This window comes from Mucilaginibacter sp. OK283 (assembly GCF_900110415.1).
Classification (GTDB): Bacteria; Bacteroidota; Bacteroidia; order Sphingobacteriales; family Sphingobacteriaceae; genus Mucilaginibacter.
The window spans coordinates 631780-651044 of sequence record NZ_FODR01000001.1 but is presented as its reverse complement, the minus strand read 5'-3'; the positions used below and the strand labels follow the sequence as shown (position 1 = coordinate 651044).

Here is a 19265-nt window from a genome sequence, read left to right as displayed (position 1 = left end):
AAAATACATATTTTTCATAAAAAATTCATAAAGATTTATTTCCTTTGCATGTTCTTACGCTATTACTAAATCATTTAGTTAATAATAAGACAGTTAATAAAGTTAATTAGAACAGGGAAAATGCGCGAGGCATTTTCCCTGTTTGCTTTTATTGCCTATTCCACAAAATACATTAAAAAACAGGACTCAGCTTGCAAAAAAGACAAGACACACCATAGTCAACCAAAGCGCTACTAACAGACAAACATTTTAAAATACCAAAAGATAGTTTTGCAACAATGTCAGCGGAGCCACAAAAAAGCCAGAAAAAGCCTATCAGATGGAGTTATTAACCAATATCTATTATTACAAATAATTCATATTAAATATCATTTTCTTTAAAGTAAACAAAATGTTACAATTTATTAACTCGCTGAAAAATAAATGATTAATTAAAAAGGGCTTGTGAAAACACAAGCCCTTTTTAAACCTATACAATATTGGGAATTATTTTTCGTTGCTCATCGAAAAAGGCACGTCGGCGTCTTTTGTGCCACGTTCTTTATTGGGGGTAGCAATCATATCAAAATTCAATTCAGCGCCGTTTAACAGGCCTTTGTGGCTCACCCAGTTATTGGTGTAGGGCTTGCCATCAATAGTAAGGTTGTTTACATATTTGTTGGCGGCACTGTTGTTGGGCGCGGTAATAGTCACCGTTTTACCATTCTCTAAATTAATGGTTACCTTTTTAAATAAGGGCGCACCTAAAACGTATTGATCGCTGGCAGGTGTTACCGGGTAAAAGCCCATGGCCGAGAAGATGTACCAGGCCGATGTTTGTCCGTTGTCTTCATCGCCGCAATAACCATCGGGGGTAGCTTTATACAATTTATTCATCGTTTCGCGTGCCCAATATTGGGTTTTCCATGGCTGGCCGGCATGGTTGTACAGGTAAATCATGTGCTGGATAGGTTGATTACCATGCGCATACTGCCCCATGTTGGCTATCTGCATCTCGCGGATCTCGTGTATTACGCCGCCATAGTAGCTATCGTCAAACGTGGGCGGCATGCTGAATACCGAATCCAGTTTGGCCGCAAATTGTTGCTTGCCGCCCATCAGGTTTATAAGGCCCTGTATGTCATGAAAAACGCCCCAGCTATAGTGCCAGCTATTGCCTTCGGTAAAGGCATCGCCCCATTTAAACGGATTAAATGGCGTTTCAAAAGTACCATCCTGGTTTTTACCGCGCATCAGCTTAGTTTGCGGATCGAAGATGTTACGGTAATTCTGGCTGCGTTTTTTATAAATATCAATCTCTGATTTTGGTTTGCCCAAAGCTTTCCCTAATTGGTATATCGCAAAATCATCGTAAGCATACTCTAAGGTACGTGCGGCATTCTCATTTATTTTAACGTTGTAAGGCACATAGCCAAGGGTGTTATAATATTGCACTCCCCTGCGGCCGGTTGCGTTTGGTCCTTCGTTGTTAGCACCGTGTTTAAGCGCCTGGTACAATGTTTCAATATCATAACCACGCATACCCTTCAGGTAAGCTTCGGCAACTACCGAGGCTGAATTATTACCAATCATACAATCGGCATAGCCCGGGCTCGACCATTCGGGCAGCCATCCGCCTTCTTTATAGTCATTTATCAAACCTTCCTGCATCTCTTTATTGATAGAGGGATAAACCAGGTTCAGGAACGGGTACAAGGCCCTGAATGTATCCCAAAAGCCTGTACCGGCAAATAAATAACCGGGCATCACCTTACCATTGAAAGGGCTGTAGTGAATTTTTTCGCCTTTGGCATCTATCTCGTACATTTTATTAGGGAAGAAAAGCATCCGGTACAAGCTGCTGTAAAATGTTTTGGTTTGCTCCACGGTGCCGCCTTCTACATTCAGCCTGCTCAGGGTTTTGTTCCAGGTGTCTTTGGCTTTCTGGCAGGTAACTTCAAATTTATCATCAGCCAGTTCGCGCTTTAAATTAAGCTCGGCCTGTTCAATACTTACAAATGACGAAGCTACTTTTAAATGCACCTGTTCGCCGTTGGTGGTTTTCAGGGTGATAACCGCGCCCGCGTGGTCGCCTGTGTATTCCAGCTGGCCGTCGTCTTTTTTCCAATCGTGCCATGCCGATGCCAGCGCAAAAGGCTTATCTACGTAAATAACAAAGTAGTTTTTAAAGTTAGCCGGTACAGCGCCGCTGTTTTTGGTGCTGTAGCCTACAATCTTTTGCTCGCCGGGGATAATCTTTACGTACGATCCTTTGTCAAAAGCGTCAATTACAATATGTGAGCTATCGCTTTTAGGGAAGGTAAAACGGAAGCTTGCAGCACGCTCGGTTGGGGTAATTTCGGTAGTTACATCATAATCGGCCAGGTAAACGCTGTAGTAGTAGGGTTTAACAATTTCGGCTTTGTGCGAAAACCAGCTGGCGCGTTCTTTCTCATTCAGCTTTAACTTGCCAGTTTCGGGGAAGATGGAAAACATACCATAATCATTCATCCATGGTGATGGCTGATGGGTTTGCTTAAAACCGAGGATCTTATCAGCATCATAAGTATACTGCCAACCATCGCCCATTTTACCGGTTTGCGGTGTCCAGAAGTTCATGCCCCATGGCAGGGCGATGGCCGGGTATGTGTTTCCGTTTGACAAGGATGGTTTGGATGCTGTACCCATCAGCGGGTTAATCAATTCAACAGGGTCTGTTACCCTGGCGCTTTGCTGGGCAATTGCAGCTGCCGGTAAACAGGCCAGGGCCAGTAAGAATAGTTTTTTCATTAATCGGAGTTTGTTTTTTAAGGGTGATGAAAGCAACAGCGGCTATTATAAAAGCTGCTGTTGATATCGTCGGATGTATTTGCTTTGTTATTTGTTCTAATAATTTCTTTTCGGTGCGAATATGGCAATCTGCCATAAGTAAAAAAACTCCCGCGCATGAAAATTCACGCACGGAAGTATTAATCAACTTTCTCTCAAAAAGTATCGTTCACCATTTCAACTCAACCGTTATACCATCGGGACTATTGGCGAAGCCCAGGTATAAGGTTTTTGATGAGGTATCCCATGATGTTTTAACATCAGTAATATTTTGCCCTTTACTATCGGTTATAATAATTTGCTTTGGTTGGCCCGGTAATAAAATCCGCGCGCTGTTAAGCGTTTTTACCGGGCTTTTGGCTATAAAAGAATAGTTGCCGGCTGCAACTTTTTCGTCATAGATCCTTGAAGCCGAAGCTAATACCTGGGGTGTGTTTTTATTTGCTACCCGTACAACATTGTATAACAATGCCTGCTCGCCGGGATTGATCACCTTTTCGGCCAAAATCGGTAACTGCGGATCGAACAGATCAATTACCGGGCCTTTGACGGTATAAGGCTTGCCATCGGCATTTTCATCCATTACGGCTACAATATCGTAAGGGCCACGGGGCAGGTACAAGCTATTTTTAAACGTTAAGGTACCTGCATGGGCATCTTTTTCATAGGCTTGTTTAACGGTGCTGATGTAATTACCGTCGTTATCGGCCCGTAGTACGTATTCTTTTGGATTTTGCCTTAACACATATACCGCGCCTTTACCGACTTTAAAATTTTGGCCGCCGGCATCAGGGTTTACGCCTAACAGTTTAAATAAATGTTGCGATGGCGCTTTAAAGTTATTCCCCTTGGTATCCCACCATTCCATAACCGACTGGTAAGGGTCATCATCCCGGCCGCAATAAATTAATATGCCACCCTGTTTTACCCAGGCGGCCAATTGCTGGTGAATTTGGGCCGATATGGGCTTCATATTAGCATAACTCATCACCAGCACCTTGATATTTTTAAGCGATGCCGCATAGCCCAGGTTTTCCATGTGCACCGTTTGTACCGGAACGCCATGTTTTAGCAGCGGCAATGTTTGGCCGTAAAAGTTTGAGAACTGCGGATCTTCGAACCCGTTATGGGTAGGGAAACGCTGAAACATCAGTGTATTACTCATCAACACGCCAATCCCGTTCACACCCGTTACTTTATTGGTTGATGGAGGCATGCTATTGAGGGCGTTAACCATCACCTGCATTTGGGTAGAGTAATACTGGGGGATCAGGATCTTTTCGTTACTATTGGCAACCTTGTAGGGATGCGTATAAATGCGCTCGGGCCAGGGCATCACCTCATAATCAGATACCGTTGGGTACAACAACTTGGCCGTAAAGGTAGCCTGGTAATTTAGTTTATAATCGCTCCAGTCCTTTTGCCTGTCCTCAATTGGGTCGGTTAAAAAAAACATTTTGCGGCCGGTTGGCGCCGTCATGGATACCATCGACCCATATTCCAGGTAGGCGTTTTCAAATACGCGTTCTTTTTGAAGGCCGTTAAAATAAGTCGGCTCGCGCGAGGTACCGGTCCACACCTGGGCTATATAACCATCAATACCGGGCAGCGAAGCCAGGCTGGCCTCGGGACTAACAATTTGCCACGACGAATAGTTAACCAGCGAATGCGTGGCGATAAACACCTTTATATTTAGGCCTTTGCTTTTGCCATAGGCTTTAGCGTAAGATGATACTTTTTCAATGGCATCATAATACAGGTGATACTTTAATTTGCTGGATAGGTAGGTATTCTCGGCCGATGCATCCTGCGGCTTCCAAGGGAAACCGTAATAGCTTTGCCATTGGGCTTTGAAGCCTGCGCTATAGCCTGCACGTGCCCAAAATTCAGGTTCTTCTAAAAATATATTGGTGATGCCAACATCAATTACTCTTTTAATAACCGCCGTTTTCATGTACTCGATGAACGAGGCATCGGGCACTACATATGGCATATCCCTGCCATGAAAAATGGTATCGCCCTTTTGGGTAACCTGCCCAACACCCAGGTGGTTTTTACCGTCCCATTTACCCAGGAAATAATCTTTGTAATCTCCCCAGGCTATGCCGGTCATGAAGTTGGTTTGATAATCATGGTCGCGCCAGGTTTGTACGCGCTGTTCAAAGGTCATGCCGGGGTGGTCGTTGGTACCGTAAACAATGGCAATATCGCTACGGACGTCAATCTCAGGCATCCAGGGGCTGGCGGTTTGGAAAGCAGTCTTCTCTTTTAACGGTGCCGGTGCCTGCTGCGCAAAAACGGCAGACGCCAGCATAGTTAAACAACAGGAAACAAAAATGTTTTTCATAGATAGGTGCAGGGCGGTAGGTGCCGCTTAATACCACACAATAATAGGATAGGTGGTATTAAAACAAGGGTTAATAAATGGGTTAACCCGGTTTAAATTTCATTAACCCATTAAAATTAATCGCATTATTAACCGGGAATGATGGAAGGTCTTTAGTCGAAAGTCTTAAGTTCTAAGTCAAAAAGGATAAGTCAGATTTACGAGCACTTCTAACTTAACACTAATCGTTCTATAACGCCCCCTATTTACCACAAATTTTATCAAATGGTATGGGGTAATCAATCCCTAATGATCTTTTATATTCGGCTACAAAATCATCATAGGTGCGGCGGGCGTGTTCAATACCCCTGGTGCGCCTGATGGCTTTCAGTTTATATTCAATGCCCGCATCGCTAAACGGATCGATATTTAAAATCAGCCGGCTTATCTCCAGAGCCTTTTTAAACTGCCCCTCATCATAGGTGTTTTTTATTACAGGCTGCAAAGCCGGCATTAAAGCTTCTTCGTACTCCTCCTTAAAATCATCCAGCCAAACATCGGGCATAGCCGGCAGCAGGCCGCCACGTGCCATCAAATCAAAATGCGGAACCTCCAATTCTGCCGCCCCCTGCCTGTTATTAAGGCTGGCTTGCACCACAAAATAATCGCAAAAAAAGTCGTCCGAAACAGTGAAGCTATAGGTGTCATTGATATAGGCCAGCTCAATCCCATCCAGGTCAGCAAGAATACTTCTCAGGTGATTTAAAGTAACACCCCTGATATTTTTTGTTTTGGCCACATCTTTATCGGCCCAAAGGGTTGTTGAAATACGCCTGGAGGTTACACCGTTTTTATCGCGGCTGCTCAGCAAAATCAAAATAAATAGCTGTTTAATTTTAGGGCTAAACAGGTAGGTAATATCCTTGCCGTTTTTATCATACACCGCAAATGCGCCCAGCAAATAAACCGCATTAGCTTTGTTGCCGATAATTTCCAATTGGCTTTCATCCTGGGTTAAATCAGCAGCATCGGGCACCGGTTTGGCTTTTTTCCTTTTCAGGTAGATGAATGCTCCACCGGCTACAAGTAGTACCGCCGCCAGCCTTGCAACGTAGCTATACAAACCGGTTGTTGTGCTTTTAGCCTGTTTCGATTTTAAATAAGCGGCATAACTTACCGGGGGAAATGCCAGCGAATAAATTTTGACACCCGATTTTACAGGCGAAGTAAACTCCTGCGTGGTGCAATAAAATTCGTTCGCATCACTATTAAAAAACAGGTTAACATCGGTTTCAATCCGTTCAGATGTTACCGGAATCTCGCCGCTTACAACCTCGTATGATCCATCTTGAATAGCATATTTATAAAGCTTTAAGCTGGTTTTAGGCCGCTCGTGCGGGTAACATAACACATAAAAATATTTTCCATCCTTTGATAGGACGAGGTTATTGGCAGGCACAAAAGCCTCTTCATCAGGCTTAATTTCCCATAGTTTTTTGATGGTGCGGCTGGTTAGGTTAACCCGGTACAAATCATAAAAATGCATGCCACCTACAACCTGGCTACCCGATTGATTGCCAATACCGCCAAATATATACACGTCGTTATTCGCGTCGGCAACGCTGCAGGCCGAAAAAAATCGCGGATCGATATGGTCGCCGGTAAAAACCACAGGCTGCCAAACCTGTTTCAGGGTATCAAACTTAAAAAAATCATTATAGTACCTAAACGACCCGTAGCCGCCAAATAAATAAAGATCGCGGTAATCTTTATCGTAAAACACATTATGGTGATGCCGTTGCGATGGCAAGGCTGCGTTTCCTTTAACCTCCCAGTTTAACCTCGAAAGATCAAGCGATACCAGGCCGGATGGGTTGCCCGGGGCGTTGTTAACCTCATACACATACAGCTTATTTTGCCTGGGGTTAACAATGCTTTTGCCCAGTAACAGGGGCATAGGCAAGGGGTTTTGATAGGAACCGGATGATTCCTCATCATTCCTGACATTATATTGCACTACCGAGTTGCTGCCAAACAGCACCATGCTTTGTTTTTGCTGATTAAAGTTTAGGCCCACAACCTCGTTAAAGCTTTTTGACAACCGCGGCTTCCAGAAGTACGATTCATTAATAAGCCAAACCGGGTTTTCAACAAAGCCAACCTCGTCGCCATTGCTGCTGTGCACGTTTTGGCCTTCCCATTCATCTAACGGGAACGAATAAGCCTGGGAGGCATCGCCAACTTCCAGGTTGCAGATGGCCATATTGGGCACATCGGAGTAACGCGAATTTTTGCCAAAGGTAATTACCGGGCTGATGCTGCCGGTGAAACTAAAGCCCGAAGCGCCATACGGTTTACCGTTAACCCACACTGTTGCTTTATCCCCACGCAGGTCCAGCTTGATTTTGATGGCTGTCCATGTCCTTTTTGATAGCTGGGCAGCGCTCAGCGGAATGGTGATCTTATTGCTCTTACTGTCGATATTGAAATTTAAGTAAGGGGTGCCGTTCAAATAAATATAACTGAGGCTATAGGAATTGTTTTTACTATCGGCAAGGTTTAAAACATAGCCCAGGTGCGAATTATCCCATAAAGCCAGCTGAAAGGCGACGGTTAATTCATCATTAAATGTGGGGCTTTCCTGTTTAAAAACGGAATAGGACGTCCGTTTTTCCATTAAACTATCGTTCGAGTTGAACTGTAAGCCCTGCGCCTGTAATTTTAAGCACGAGCCAAGGACGGCAGCAAAAACCAAAATCCTATATACCCAGGGATGAAGTAATAAAATCCGGCTCGCTTTTGTCATTGAATACACTTGTCTAAAATCCCCGGGACCAGGGGAATGGCCTGCTGTTGAACGCAAGTGCTAAAATATGTTTTTTTTAAGTATGGCAAACGGGGAATCTCTTTATTACCTCTCCGGCACAAATTTATTATAGGCATCCACAAGAATGGCCTCTTTATCCTGTATCGCATAATACTCCGCACCCAGGCTTAACCCATTATCTGTACGCTCCAATATTACCTTGGCAAAACCATGCCGGGTGTCACACGAATACTCCAGTTTGGCTCCATACAGAACTTCGCTTTCGGCACTAAAACGCTCGTCATCGGTATGGGCTACGGGGTGCAGCTCATCAAAGCCACCTGCGCCGGCTACGATGTATGGCACTGTAATGCCATTTGGATAACGCTTGCTGATACGCTGGTAATTATGTACGTGCCCGCTAAAAACCATATCGGGCCAAACATTGGTTTCTGTAAATGCGCCCTCCAGGAATTCGATCATGGGTAAGCTGGAGCCATGATTAACATCTGCAGAGTATGGTGCATGATGGATACAAACAAGCAATGCCTTTTCCGGGTGGTTTTGTACAGATGACTTTAATTCCTGCCGGAACCACTCCCGCTGCTCTGGCGTAATTACGCCATATTTGGGCACATTGCTGTGCAAGCCAATGATAGTTGCAAGCGGTGTATCCAACGTCCAGTAAATATTGGGCTGCACCATGCTTTTGCGCGGGCTGTCGCCGGCAAATGGTATTGCCCGTTGTTGGGTATCGCAAAAAACAGCAGCAAAGGCATTCAAACTTTGGTATGGCTTATCGGCATTGGGGTTTATGTCGCTGTCGTGATTGCCGGCTATGGCAAATACAGGGCCGGGGTAATTGTTATAGGGATCAAAAAACTGGCTTTTGTAATATTTTTCTTCGCCATGGCTATACACTACATCGCCCAGGTGATACAGGAACGAAGGTTTGTTTGCCGCCGCCGAAGTTTGATACTGGGCGGCCATGGCATCGGGCACCCTTTTCTGAAAATCCGGATCGCGAAAGCCACCGGTATCGCCCACTACATGAAATAACATGCGGTTATCGTTTATACCGGGCAATATGTCGTTAACATTTAAATGGTAGGGGTACTTTCCAGACGGCGGCGGAGGCGGCAAAAACTTATAGGTATCGTCAGGCTGATCTTTTTTAAAAACGGGGGTGGTATATTTAGGGGATATTATCATTTAGTGTTAATCATCGAAAGACCAAACATACCAAACAAATATAAATTGAGGGTGAACAAAAGTTTAAGTAGCAGGGAAATCGCGTTTAAGATTTTATAATTAATTACGTTGAGCTATTTCTGTCAGAGCAATTGTTTATATAATCGCGTTTACAGGTTTTTCGCGCCAAGACGCAAAAGCGCTAAGAGAAAATAAGCAAATCGCTTTGTATCTTAGCGTCTTTGCGCGAAATAAATCTTATCAATTTCAAAAGCGATTTCCCTGATTTAAGCAGCGGGTATTAACGGTTTATAGAACTATGTTATTCGTGCAGTACCAGGATAGCTTTCACTGATTTGTTCATTACCTGGTTCACCGTGCTTCGGGTAAATAGCCGGTAAACAATGTTATGATGATGTTTAACCAGGCAAAGGATGTCGGTTTCGTGCGTTTGTACAAAATCAACAATACCGTTTATAGCGCTGCTGTTGTTAATATAGTTAAAATCAAGTTCGGCATTTTTGATTAAGCCGCTTAATTTGGCCTCTCCTGTTTTGATATGTTTATCGTCGGGCTTATCTGCTACATACAGCACCTGCATTTTAGCGGATCCAAATGCCTGCACCATCTCGTTCAAAGCGTTTACATCTTCGGCAGACAGGCGGGTTTCAAAATCTGTAGCCAGCGTAATCACCGGCACCCTGGAGAACTTGCTTTCCAGCGGGATGATTAAGGTAGGCGTTTTCACCCTGCTTACCATCATACTTGCGTTACTGCCCACAATACCGGCAATACCTGTTGCACCGGTTATGCCCATTACCAAAAGCTCCACAGGGTTTTTATCAACATAACGGGTTATTACGTTTTTCAAAAAACCAACATCGCAAAGCGTGCTAACCTTTACAGAAGCATAAGCTTCCTGCCGGGTAAATTCGGCCGCCCATTCCTTTAAAGCCTCCCTTTTGTTGGTATAGTAGTCTTCAATAAAAATAGCGTTATAAGTACTGTTGTTAATGCCTTCGGTAGGGTGTATGGCATGTATAACGCAAACATCCCTGTTTAGTACAACGGCCAGCTCCATAGCGTAAGCCATTGCATTGGCTGCGCTTTTTGAAAAATCGGAAGCAACAAGAATCTGTTTCATTTTTGGCCTTTTAAATAAACAAATGGAAAAACATGAATAATAAAGATGCTAAAATTATTGCTACCGGTAAAGTAAGCACCCAGGCCATCGCAATATTTTTTATTGTTTTATTATTAAGATTGCCCTTACCGCCCGAAGCAACCATAGCGCCGGCAATACCGCTTGAAAGCACATGTGTAGTACTCACCGGCAAACCAAATGCCGTACTAAGCCCAATGGTTGATGCTGCAACAATTTCGGATGTGGCCCCCTGCGCATAGCTTAAATGTTCGTTACCAATTTTTTCGCCAATGGTAACTACAATCCTTTTCCAGCCAATCATGGTACCCAACCCAAGCGATACGGAAATGATAGCGATAACCCACACCGGCGCAAAATCTGTTACATGCTCCAACTCGTCCGAGGCAGCTGTAAGCATGGCCCGGTCATTTTCAGATAACTGAATCTTATTGTCTTTAAGTACCGTCCTGATTGCTATTACAGCCGCCTCTACCTGTTTACGGTAGCGGTAAGTTTTGGCAACATCTGTTTCATTTTTTTCGGCCAGCGAAGCTTTTGCCCGGGCAATTATATCTGCCAGTTTTATAAATTCACCGTTGGGGGCATTGTTTGCAGAGGTATTTTTAGTTATCACGAGGCTGGCCTGGTTAAACGCCGCCAAAACTTTATCATTACTTATATGATGATTAACGGCAAACCGGGCAGGTAAAAACGCTATCAGGATCAGCATAAATAAGCCAACGCCTTTTTGCCCATCATTACTGCCGTGAAAAAAACTAACCAGGGTACAGGTGGTGATGAGCAAAAGCCTGATTAAAATTGGCGGACGGTCATCTTCGCCGGTTGGGATATGAAACAAGGCATGTGATTTGGTTACATGCTTTAAAAACAACATGAGCAGGGCTGCGGCACCAAAACCAATAATGGGCGATAGAACAAGCGACAGGCCTATCTCTTCGGCTTTACCCCAATTTACCCCGGGGCCATGGTAGTACCAGGTAAAGGCCAGGCCGGCGCCAATCATGGCGCCAATCATGGTATGCGAGCTGGAACATGGAATACCCAGGTACCAGGTGCCCAGGTTCCAGATAATGGACGCGAGCAACACCGATAATACCAGGCAGGCACCTACGCTCACGGGCAAAGTCATCAAGGCATCAAGCGGCACCAGCTTTAAAATACCCATGGCTACCGTTACACCACCCATAAACACGCCTAAAAAATTCCATAAGCCCGACCAGGGAATAGCATATACTGGTTTTAAAGCCCGGGTGTATATTACGGTAGCTACCGCATTGGCTGTATCATGAAAGCCATTCACAAACTCGAACCCGATAACGGCCAGGATGCAGACGATAAAGACAACCAGTAAATAACCGCTTAAATTAACCTGACCGATAAAAGGAAGTGTGGCTGCGAGTATTGAAATATGCATATCAAATTATGTTTGTACCCCGGCAGGCTTATTTTAGCCTTTTTAACCTGCTCTCAAATAACCGCTTCAAACATTGCTTTAATACCAATTTCAGGTTAATTGTTTGTTATTTAATTGTTTACCATTTTTATTAAGGGCCTGTTTAAATTTGTTCAATAACAATTTTATTGCCAATAGTTTGACCATATTTTTAGATGGATCAGGCTGGAGTTCATAATTTCCGCATAATATTATGTCAAACCAGGCAAATGTTTTTTCAGCAACTTATCTTTTATGGACTGGCTTAAAACCGGCATTCCTGCCATCAGAGCGCACAACAACCCGTATAAAGTGAATGTGATAGCCGAAATTTTTCGTTACCTGTTCGGCCGTTTCCACTCTATATCCGCTGACAGCTAAAAAATCTATTGATTGTATTTGTTTTAATGAAAATGAATATTAACTTTGAAAAGCAAAGTGCTTTCAAACAGCAAAAACTCGTAATTAAATGCCTTAGTGCGCAGTGGCTTGATGTTGTTTTAGGGATGAATGGCGCTTAGTGGAATTAAACGGCTTTAAAAATTCAAAATTGAAGATTTTAACCAAAACGTTTTAAAATACAAACTCATGAAAGACGAAATACTCGGCCATCTAAACGATCCCGGTCAACTCGAAAAACTTTACCGGGCCAACAAGACGACTTTTAAACGAGCGTTCAGTACCCTATACCCCGGGCTTAAAGGCAATACACTTGCTGATTGCTGGAATGAAAGGCTGAATTACGAAAGTGACGAGATTAACTGGGGCACAGGCAGGGAGTTGTTATTTGTGATAGTTGCTTCGTTGGCAGCAGGCTTTATAGCAAAGTTACCTGCAGTTTTTCATATCGACGAAGAGTTTTTTTATCCCAGGAACATCGGGTTTATCGTTTTCCCCCTGTTAACGGTTTACTTTGCCTGGAAGAACAAATTATCGGCCGCTAAAATTGCTTTTATTGTTGGTGCCACACTTGCGGGTGCACTTTTTATCAATTTGTTTCCCATTGCCCAAAAAAGCGACACCCTAATTTTATCGTGCATCCACTTACTCTTATTTCTATGGTCGGTATTAGGTTTTGCTTTTGTTGGTGAGATGAGAAATGACGGGGAGAAACGGCTGCGCTTTTTAAAATATAACGGCGACCTGGTAGTAATGACGACCCTTATATTGATAGCAGGCGCAATAATGACAGGCATAACCCTCGGACTTTTTTCGCTTATCGGTTTTGATATTAAAGAGTTTTATTTTAAAAATGTTGTAATTGTGGGGCTTGCGGCGGTGCCGATTGTGGGTACCTGTCTTACCGAAGCTAATCCGCAATTAGTGGGTAAGGTTTCCCCTGTAATTGCCAAAATATTTAGCCCGCTGGTAATAATGATGCTGGTGATCTATCTTATAGCAATAGTTTATTCCGGTAAAAACCCCTATAACAATAGGGAGTTCTTACTGGTTTTTAACGCCCTGTTAGTCGGTGTTATGGCCATTATTTTCTTTTCGGTTGCCGAAGCATCTAAGGCAACTAAAAGTTATACAGAAACCTGGATTCTTTTTCTGCTGTCGGTTTTAACCATAGTAGTTAATGGCGTTGCGCTTTCTGCCATCTTGTTCCGGATTTCGGAATGGGGCTTAACGCCAAACAGGGCTGCGATTTTGGGTGGCAACGTTTTAATTTTGATTAATCTGCTCCTGGTAACTACGCAACTTTTCAAGGTGCTTTCCAAAAAAGCCGACATAACCGGCGTAGGCAAAACTATTGCCTTCTACCTCCCTATTTACTTTATATGGACAATCATAGTAACCTTTATATTCCCGCTGATATTTGGATTTAAATAAAGAGACCGATCAGCAATGCGGATGAACAAACCAATAGCGCTTGTATATTAGGTTTACAGCACCTACAGTTTTATCAGCTTACCATTATACACCACATGCCCCCCTAAAGAAATTACATAAACATAAATGCCGGGATTAAGGTTCACCGGCACAGTATTTTGCAGGTTATTAAGCGTTTGGGTTATGCTGAGCTTACCGCTGGCGTCATACAATTTAAAATCGTAATTATTGATATCGCCGCTTAAAACGGTAAATTGTTTGTCAACCGGATTTGGGTACACGGCAAACTGCTTGTTTTGCAACACAACGGCTTTTACGGTATCGGTATAAATAACCTGGTTATCGGCGGTGGTTAGTTTGGCCCGGTAATATTGTACCTGTTTGGGGGCGGTATCTGTAAACTGGTAACCAAGCTGGTTTGCTATTACCGCCGATGTGCCGATTGATGTAAAGGAAGCCGGGCCCGTCATTTTTTCCCAGGTAATGGATTTTAGGTTCACGGTACTGCCCAGGTAAAGATTTAATAAAACTTTATTGCCTGTTACATTCGCCAGTAATGTTTTCACATAACAGCCCACGCCCTGCGTGGTAACATCAATGGTATAGCTTTTTAAGCCTTCAAAACCATTACCAGTAGCGCTTACCGCAAAATATTTGGAGGTTTGCTGCCCTGCTGGGATGATAACCGATGTATCTGTTACCGCACTTAGTTTTTGCAAAACATCATCTTTTATAGTGTAAACAACATAGCCTGTACTGCCTTGTTGTGGCGACCAATGCAACAACGTACCCTGTGTACAGTTATAACCAACGCGCAACCCTACCGGGGCAGAGATGTTAAATTCGGCACTTAAAAACGAGTTATTGCCAATATCCATTTTCAACATGGCCGTACTGAATGCATCCGGGGCCTGCCAGTTATAATAATTATTTTTCAGCGTTACATTATTAATGGCTTTCCAGGTGACTCCGTGATCATAACTGATACTCAGCCTACCCATTGCCGTATCAAAGGAACTTTGCCAGCGCAGGTAATTATCGTCGGCAGCAAAAAGCTGACTTGCAGCAACAGGGTAAACCCACTCGAACTTATTTGCCTGGATTGCTTGATAAGCCACATAAAACTTTTGCGACCCCAGTGGCACTTTCCTGCCTTTTACGTGTATGGTGTAAATCCCGGCGGCCGGGTTTGCAATGGCAACCTGTTCTGTATTATTTATGGTATCTATCAGCCTTTGCGCAGGTTTGTGTAACGAGTCGAGCGATGGGTAGCTGCTTAGCGTCCAGGGTAAAATGGTTTTTCCATCGGGGCCGGAAACTGACAGGTCAAGGTCATTAACCAACGCAGTGGGTGCATTTAGCGCCGCCGCAGGATCTGTCCAGGCTATTGATACCTTCAACTCTTTTGAGCCGGCAGGTACCTCTACCGTAAAATCGCTTTGCCCGCCATTGCCTACCGCTCCGTTATTAACCCTGTTTTCCTGTAAGGTGCGCATCGCTTCCAGGCCATTTAACCTGCCATAGCCGGTTTTAAAATCGACGTAGGAGTTGCCTATATCATCGGCCGAGTTGATAAGCAATACTTTAATTAATGCAGCAGGGGGTAAATTTCTATGCGCTTGCTTATACGCCTGTTGCAATAAAGCAATAGCGCCCGAAGCCAGGGCAGCGGCGCCCGATGTTCCGTCCTCGCCATCTGCAACCAGCTCCGGCTTTATGCGTCCATCATAGGCCGGGCCGCCAGAGCTTAAATCTTCGGGGAGGTTTGTACGGCCTGTACCGCCTATCACCAGCACGTTTTTTGCCTGCTTAAAATCGCCCGATAAATTGGCTACACCTGTCAAACCATTATAAACTCCTGTAGCAGGTGCATTGAGCCCGACATTGCCCGACGAAAACACGTGTACAATGCTGTCATTTGCGGCTACCTGCTCATCATAGGCCACGGTTTCGGCACCGTAGTAGTTTTCGATACCGGTACCGTAGGAATGGTTTTGCAAGCCGATATCAAACGTTTTAAAAACAACGGTGCTATCCGGAAACAGATTGATAAAATCGGCAGATGTAAAGCGCACCTTAGGTGCGGCGCCAAGCCCTTTTATGAACGAATTTGCATTGCCGCCAATAAGCGTAGCCATGGTAGTAGCATGCCCGGACGTTGTAGCAGATGCCGGGAATGATTCAAAGGTACGGCCAAGCAGATCCAAATCGTTATCGTACCTGCTCTCCTTGATACTTACATTGATGCCCTGTCCGTTAATGCCGGGGTAAATGCTTTGTATTGTGCTGATGGTATTTGCGCCCAGGTCGATATCGCTGATTGCCAGTTCGGCGTGCGCCTTGCGGGTATTATCCGCAAAAACAACATAAGGCTGCTGTAATAATTCATTTAGCCTGTTAACACGGATATTGGCTGTTACCCTGTTGCCGTTTGCGGCGGTTATTTCGCTATACTTTTTTACTTCGTTTTCTGCGGCGGCATTATTCAGGGTAATATCAACGGCAATTATTTTACTGCTATTAGCATGCTTTTGAGTGGCCAGGGCAAGGTTATCTGATGCTTTCCACAAGGAATTTGCAGGGGCTATTATTTCAAAATCCGCACCTTGCGGAATGGATTTGTTTGAAGTTATAATGTAATAATTGTATGAAAGTCTTTTTATAATGTGCGCATTTGCGGAGGGCGCAAATGGCCGTTTATTGGCCTTAACAACATAATAATTAACAGAATCGGCTAATGCAGGTTTATTTGCTGCCGAATAAAGGTTTCTGATCATTTTGTCGCCCGCTGTTTGCTGCGACCATGAGTACTTAAAACAAAGCAAAAAAACAAAAGGCAGTAATTTTTTAACCATGCTTTAAGTTTAATAAAAATAAGGGAGAGCACCGCCCTCCCTTATAATAGTAAATAATATAATACCCGATAGTGTTACAAATGTTTAGTATAAATAATTTAAGGCTATTACATCATTCGGATTAAAAGTACGGTCGGTACCAGATGAGCAAGCCAGCATCCATGATCCGGCATCGGCTTTTGTTGGTGTACCGGGAATATTAATTGCTCCAATACCTGCGCTGCCTTCATTAACGTGCCTGCCGCCGCAGCTAAATGCACGGTTCATATAATCGGTATGGCGGAAACCGATGCAATGGCCTATCTCATGCTGCAAAACCGATGTTAAATAATTTACATCAGGATTGGTGCCGTAAGCTTGCTCGTTGGTATTCATTTGAATTTGGTTATACGGATCGCCAGCCGATGTTGGGAAGCCCGATGAGCCCAGGGTAATGTATCCACCGCTTGGCCCTTCGTTAAAGCCAATTACCTGGATATTACCGCCGCTGCTTACTATTTGGAATTGGATAGTAAGGCCTAACGCATTATAACGTGCAACCGCGTTGCTTGTTGCTGTAGCATAGACAGTTGGCAGGTTTGATACCGAAACGGTAATTGTGCGGGGCAGGTTTTTAACCAGGTTGGTAGTCCGGTACTGCTCGTTTTCGGCAATTCTTAAATTGGGGCTTGTGCTTGCCTCTGATAAATTAGCTGCAGTTAAAAGGATGTCGCCTTCTACCAGGTAATTATCTCCCTGTTTTCTCACTTCGTCGGTGCTGAAGCCCAGGTCACTTATCTTTTTTAATACATCCGCCGAAACAGCTGTTGTTTGCTTTGCCGGCTGGCTGTTATTTTTAGTACAAGAAAATAGAACAGACGCGGCAACGGCGGCGCCAAAGCCAATTGTTAGTAATACTTTGTTTTTCATGTGTGTTTTTCGTGTTAAGTTTGTTTGTAAGGTTTTTCTAAAAACTACAATTGGCTGGCCAGCATTTCAAATAATATAATTTATCGGGTAATTATATTATTCGTTTAATTGTATACAATTACAATCTTAATTTTTAGTTAAGCGTAAATTAATTTATATTTTTCTAAAAAGCAAAAATTGGCAATTATTTTTCCAGGAGTTAAATAGATAACTCAATAGTTACCTGCGGTTCTTATTATGCTCCCGGTAATAAAATACAGCTTCCTGAATACCTTATAAATAGCAAGAGGCCTGTCTTTTCGGGACGGCCTCTTGTTAACTTTGCTGCTTCGTTGTTTTACCAAAGCTTTGACCAATCACAAGGTTTTGGCCTCATCCTGGTTAACTACTTATTTTTTGGGTTATATTTTTAATCACGTCGTCCAACTCATTTGCCGATGAAGCCAGGTACTCCAATACCTTTTCTCTTTCCGGATCATCTGAGGCAAGGTTTTTAATAATTGGAATTAAGCCCATTATCCGCACAAGCGGCGCCCTTATAATGTGCGATTGAATCCATGATATTTCTTTTAGCTTTTTGTTTTGCTTTTCAATTTCAATGATATGTTTCAATTGGTCGGTAATATCATGCGCAATAATCAGCTTGGCTTTTTTACCCCTATAATCCATACTATTGCTTTGAATATCAACCTGAATAAGCTCGCCATCCTTTTTTTTATGGGTAAAGGTTCCCCTTTTTGTTAACCCATCGGCGTTATTAATCTCTTTTATGAGTTCCTCAACTTTTCCAATATCCTCCGGCGGCCTGATATCCTTTATCGTCATCGACAAAAATTCATCGCGGCTGTAGCCATATTTTTTTATTGCAGCGGCATTTACATCTAAAAAGCATAGTGTTTCCGTATCAACAACCCATTTGGGTAAGGGGCTTAAATCAAATAAATCGCTATACCTTTTTTCAGATTCAAGTAATAACAGGTTTGCTATTTTGCGTTCGGTAATGTCTTTAAAAAAAACCGAAAGGCCGTTATCTGTCGGATAGGCGCTAATGTCGTACCATTTTTCTAATGGTGTAAAATAATCTTCAAAGTGTACGTACTGTTTCAGGGCCATTGCCTCATGATACATTTTATATGATTCGGAATTTACTGACCCCGCAAATACGTCCCATAAATTTTTCCCTAAAATAATATCCCTCGGCGTTTTCAGTACTTTTTCGGCCGTATTGTTCCAGTAGGTGACAGTCCAATCACCGTTCACGGCAAAAAACGCATCCCCTATGCTTTCCAAAATCCTGTTCTTTTCTTCAGACAACTGCCTTCGCTCAAGTGCAAACTGCACCTCCTTTTGCATTTCGGTCATTTTTATACTCTGGGCCACCTGCAATTCACTATATTTTTTTAGCTGAAATGCCCATAATGCGCAAATAAATGAGATAACGGCTGTCAGAAATATGTGTATTCCAAATGTGCGGAGGTCAAAATAGCTTAGCTGGGTAAAGTAGATGCCCAACACGGTGGCGTCCTGAAGATAACTAAATAGTGCATGATGTATAACAACAAATAGCAGGATTGGGATTTGCAGTTTCCAATTTTGGTAGGTAATCATTGCTGTGCAGCCAATGAAAGCAAAAAAATGCATTTCAAACATGCCATGCATCTGGTAAATGAATTGCGCCATAAATAGTCCAAACACAACGCTTAAAACATATTGGTATAATATCGAACCTGGCAAAAGTAATTTTGCAGAATAATAAGCGGTTAAGCAAATTCCCCCTGCCCCAAGCGCAATAAACCAGGTACTATAAAACGTTGCCAAAAAAAGGCCCACCAGGAAATAAGCAACCAAAAAATAATTCATTATTTTATCTGACCGCTCTTTTACACCAAAAAGGAGAGCATTGGGCTGATGTGACAATGAATTTGGGTTGTACATACTTA

The 19265-nt window shown here is 43.3% G+C and carries 11 protein-coding genes; 2 read left to right on the top strand and 9 right to left on the bottom strand.

The window, feature by feature from the left end; translation table 11 throughout:
• Positions 1-486 precede the first annotated feature (486 nt).
• The 6 genes from BMX56_RS02785 to BMX56_RS02760 form a co-directional block, all read right to left on the bottom strand.
• Positions 487-2769, bottom strand: a complete 2283-nt coding sequence (locus tag BMX56_RS02785; RefSeq protein ID WP_090640391.1) for a GH92 family glycosyl hydrolase — start codon at positions 2767-2769, stop codon at positions 487-489.
• Positions 2770-2977: 208 nt separating this feature from the next.
• On the bottom strand, positions 2978-5155 hold the full coding sequence (locus BMX56_RS02780; RefSeq protein ID WP_090640387.1) for a hypothetical protein: 2178 nt from the start codon (positions 5153-5155) through the stop codon (positions 2978-2980).
• Positions 5156-5396: 241 nt separating this feature from the next.
• Positions 5397-7811: a Kelch repeat-containing protein gene (locus BMX56_RS02775; protein ID WP_177183693.1), complete on the bottom strand. Its 2415-nt coding sequence runs from the start codon at positions 7809-7811 to the stop codon at positions 5397-5399.
• A gap of 234 nt (positions 7812-8045) precedes the next feature.
• Positions 8046-9152, bottom strand: a complete 1107-nt coding sequence (locus tag BMX56_RS02770; protein ID WP_090640377.1) for a metallophosphoesterase family protein — start codon at positions 9150-9152, stop codon at positions 8046-8048.
• A gap of 301 nt (positions 9153-9453) precedes the next feature.
• A complete protein-coding gene (locus BMX56_RS02765; RefSeq protein WP_090640374.1) occupies positions 9454-10275 on the bottom strand; it encodes a universal stress protein in 822 nt (273 codons plus the stop codon).
• 10 nt (positions 10276-10285) lie between these two features.
• Positions 10286-11710, bottom strand: a complete 1425-nt coding sequence (locus BMX56_RS02760; RefSeq protein WP_090640367.1) for an inorganic phosphate transporter — start codon at positions 11708-11710, stop codon at positions 10286-10288.
• 273 nt (positions 11711-11983) lie between these two features.
• Between BMX56_RS02760 and BMX56_RS30455 the strand changes: the two genes are divergently transcribed.
• Together BMX56_RS30455 and BMX56_RS02755 are read left to right on the top strand one after the other, a co-directional pair.
• A complete protein-coding gene (locus BMX56_RS30455; RefSeq protein ID WP_255369754.1) occupies positions 11984-12109 on the top strand; it encodes a hypothetical protein in 126 nt (41 codons plus the stop codon).
• A gap of 207 nt (positions 12110-12316) precedes the next feature.
• Positions 12317-13561 carry a DUF4153 domain-containing protein gene (locus BMX56_RS02755; RefSeq protein ID WP_090640363.1) on the top strand — a complete coding sequence of 415 codons (1245 nt, stop codon included), beginning with the start codon at positions 12317-12319 and terminating at the stop codon, positions 13559-13561.
• 62 nt (positions 13562-13623) lie between these two features.
• Here BMX56_RS02755 and BMX56_RS02750 read toward each other — a convergent pair whose 3' ends face one another.
• The 3 genes from BMX56_RS02750 to BMX56_RS02740 all read right to left on the bottom strand — a co-directional run bounded on the left by BMX56_RS02750 (position 13624) and on the right by BMX56_RS02740 (position 19185).
• Complete coding sequence (locus tag BMX56_RS02750; protein ID WP_090640359.1) at positions 13624-16416, bottom strand: S8 family serine peptidase; 2793 nt, start codon at positions 16414-16416, stop codon at positions 13624-13626.
• Positions 16417-16500: 84 nt separating this feature from the next.
• A complete protein-coding gene (locus tag BMX56_RS02745; RefSeq protein WP_090640354.1) occupies positions 16501-17325 on the bottom strand; it encodes a M57 family metalloprotease in 825 nt (274 codons plus the stop codon).
• 381 nt (positions 17326-17706) lie between these two features.
• Entirely contained in the window at positions 17707-19185 is a 1479-nt protein-coding gene (locus BMX56_RS02740) for a PAS domain S-box protein (protein ID WP_143065348.1), read from the bottom strand.
• Between the last annotated feature and the right edge of the window lie 80 nt (positions 19186-19265).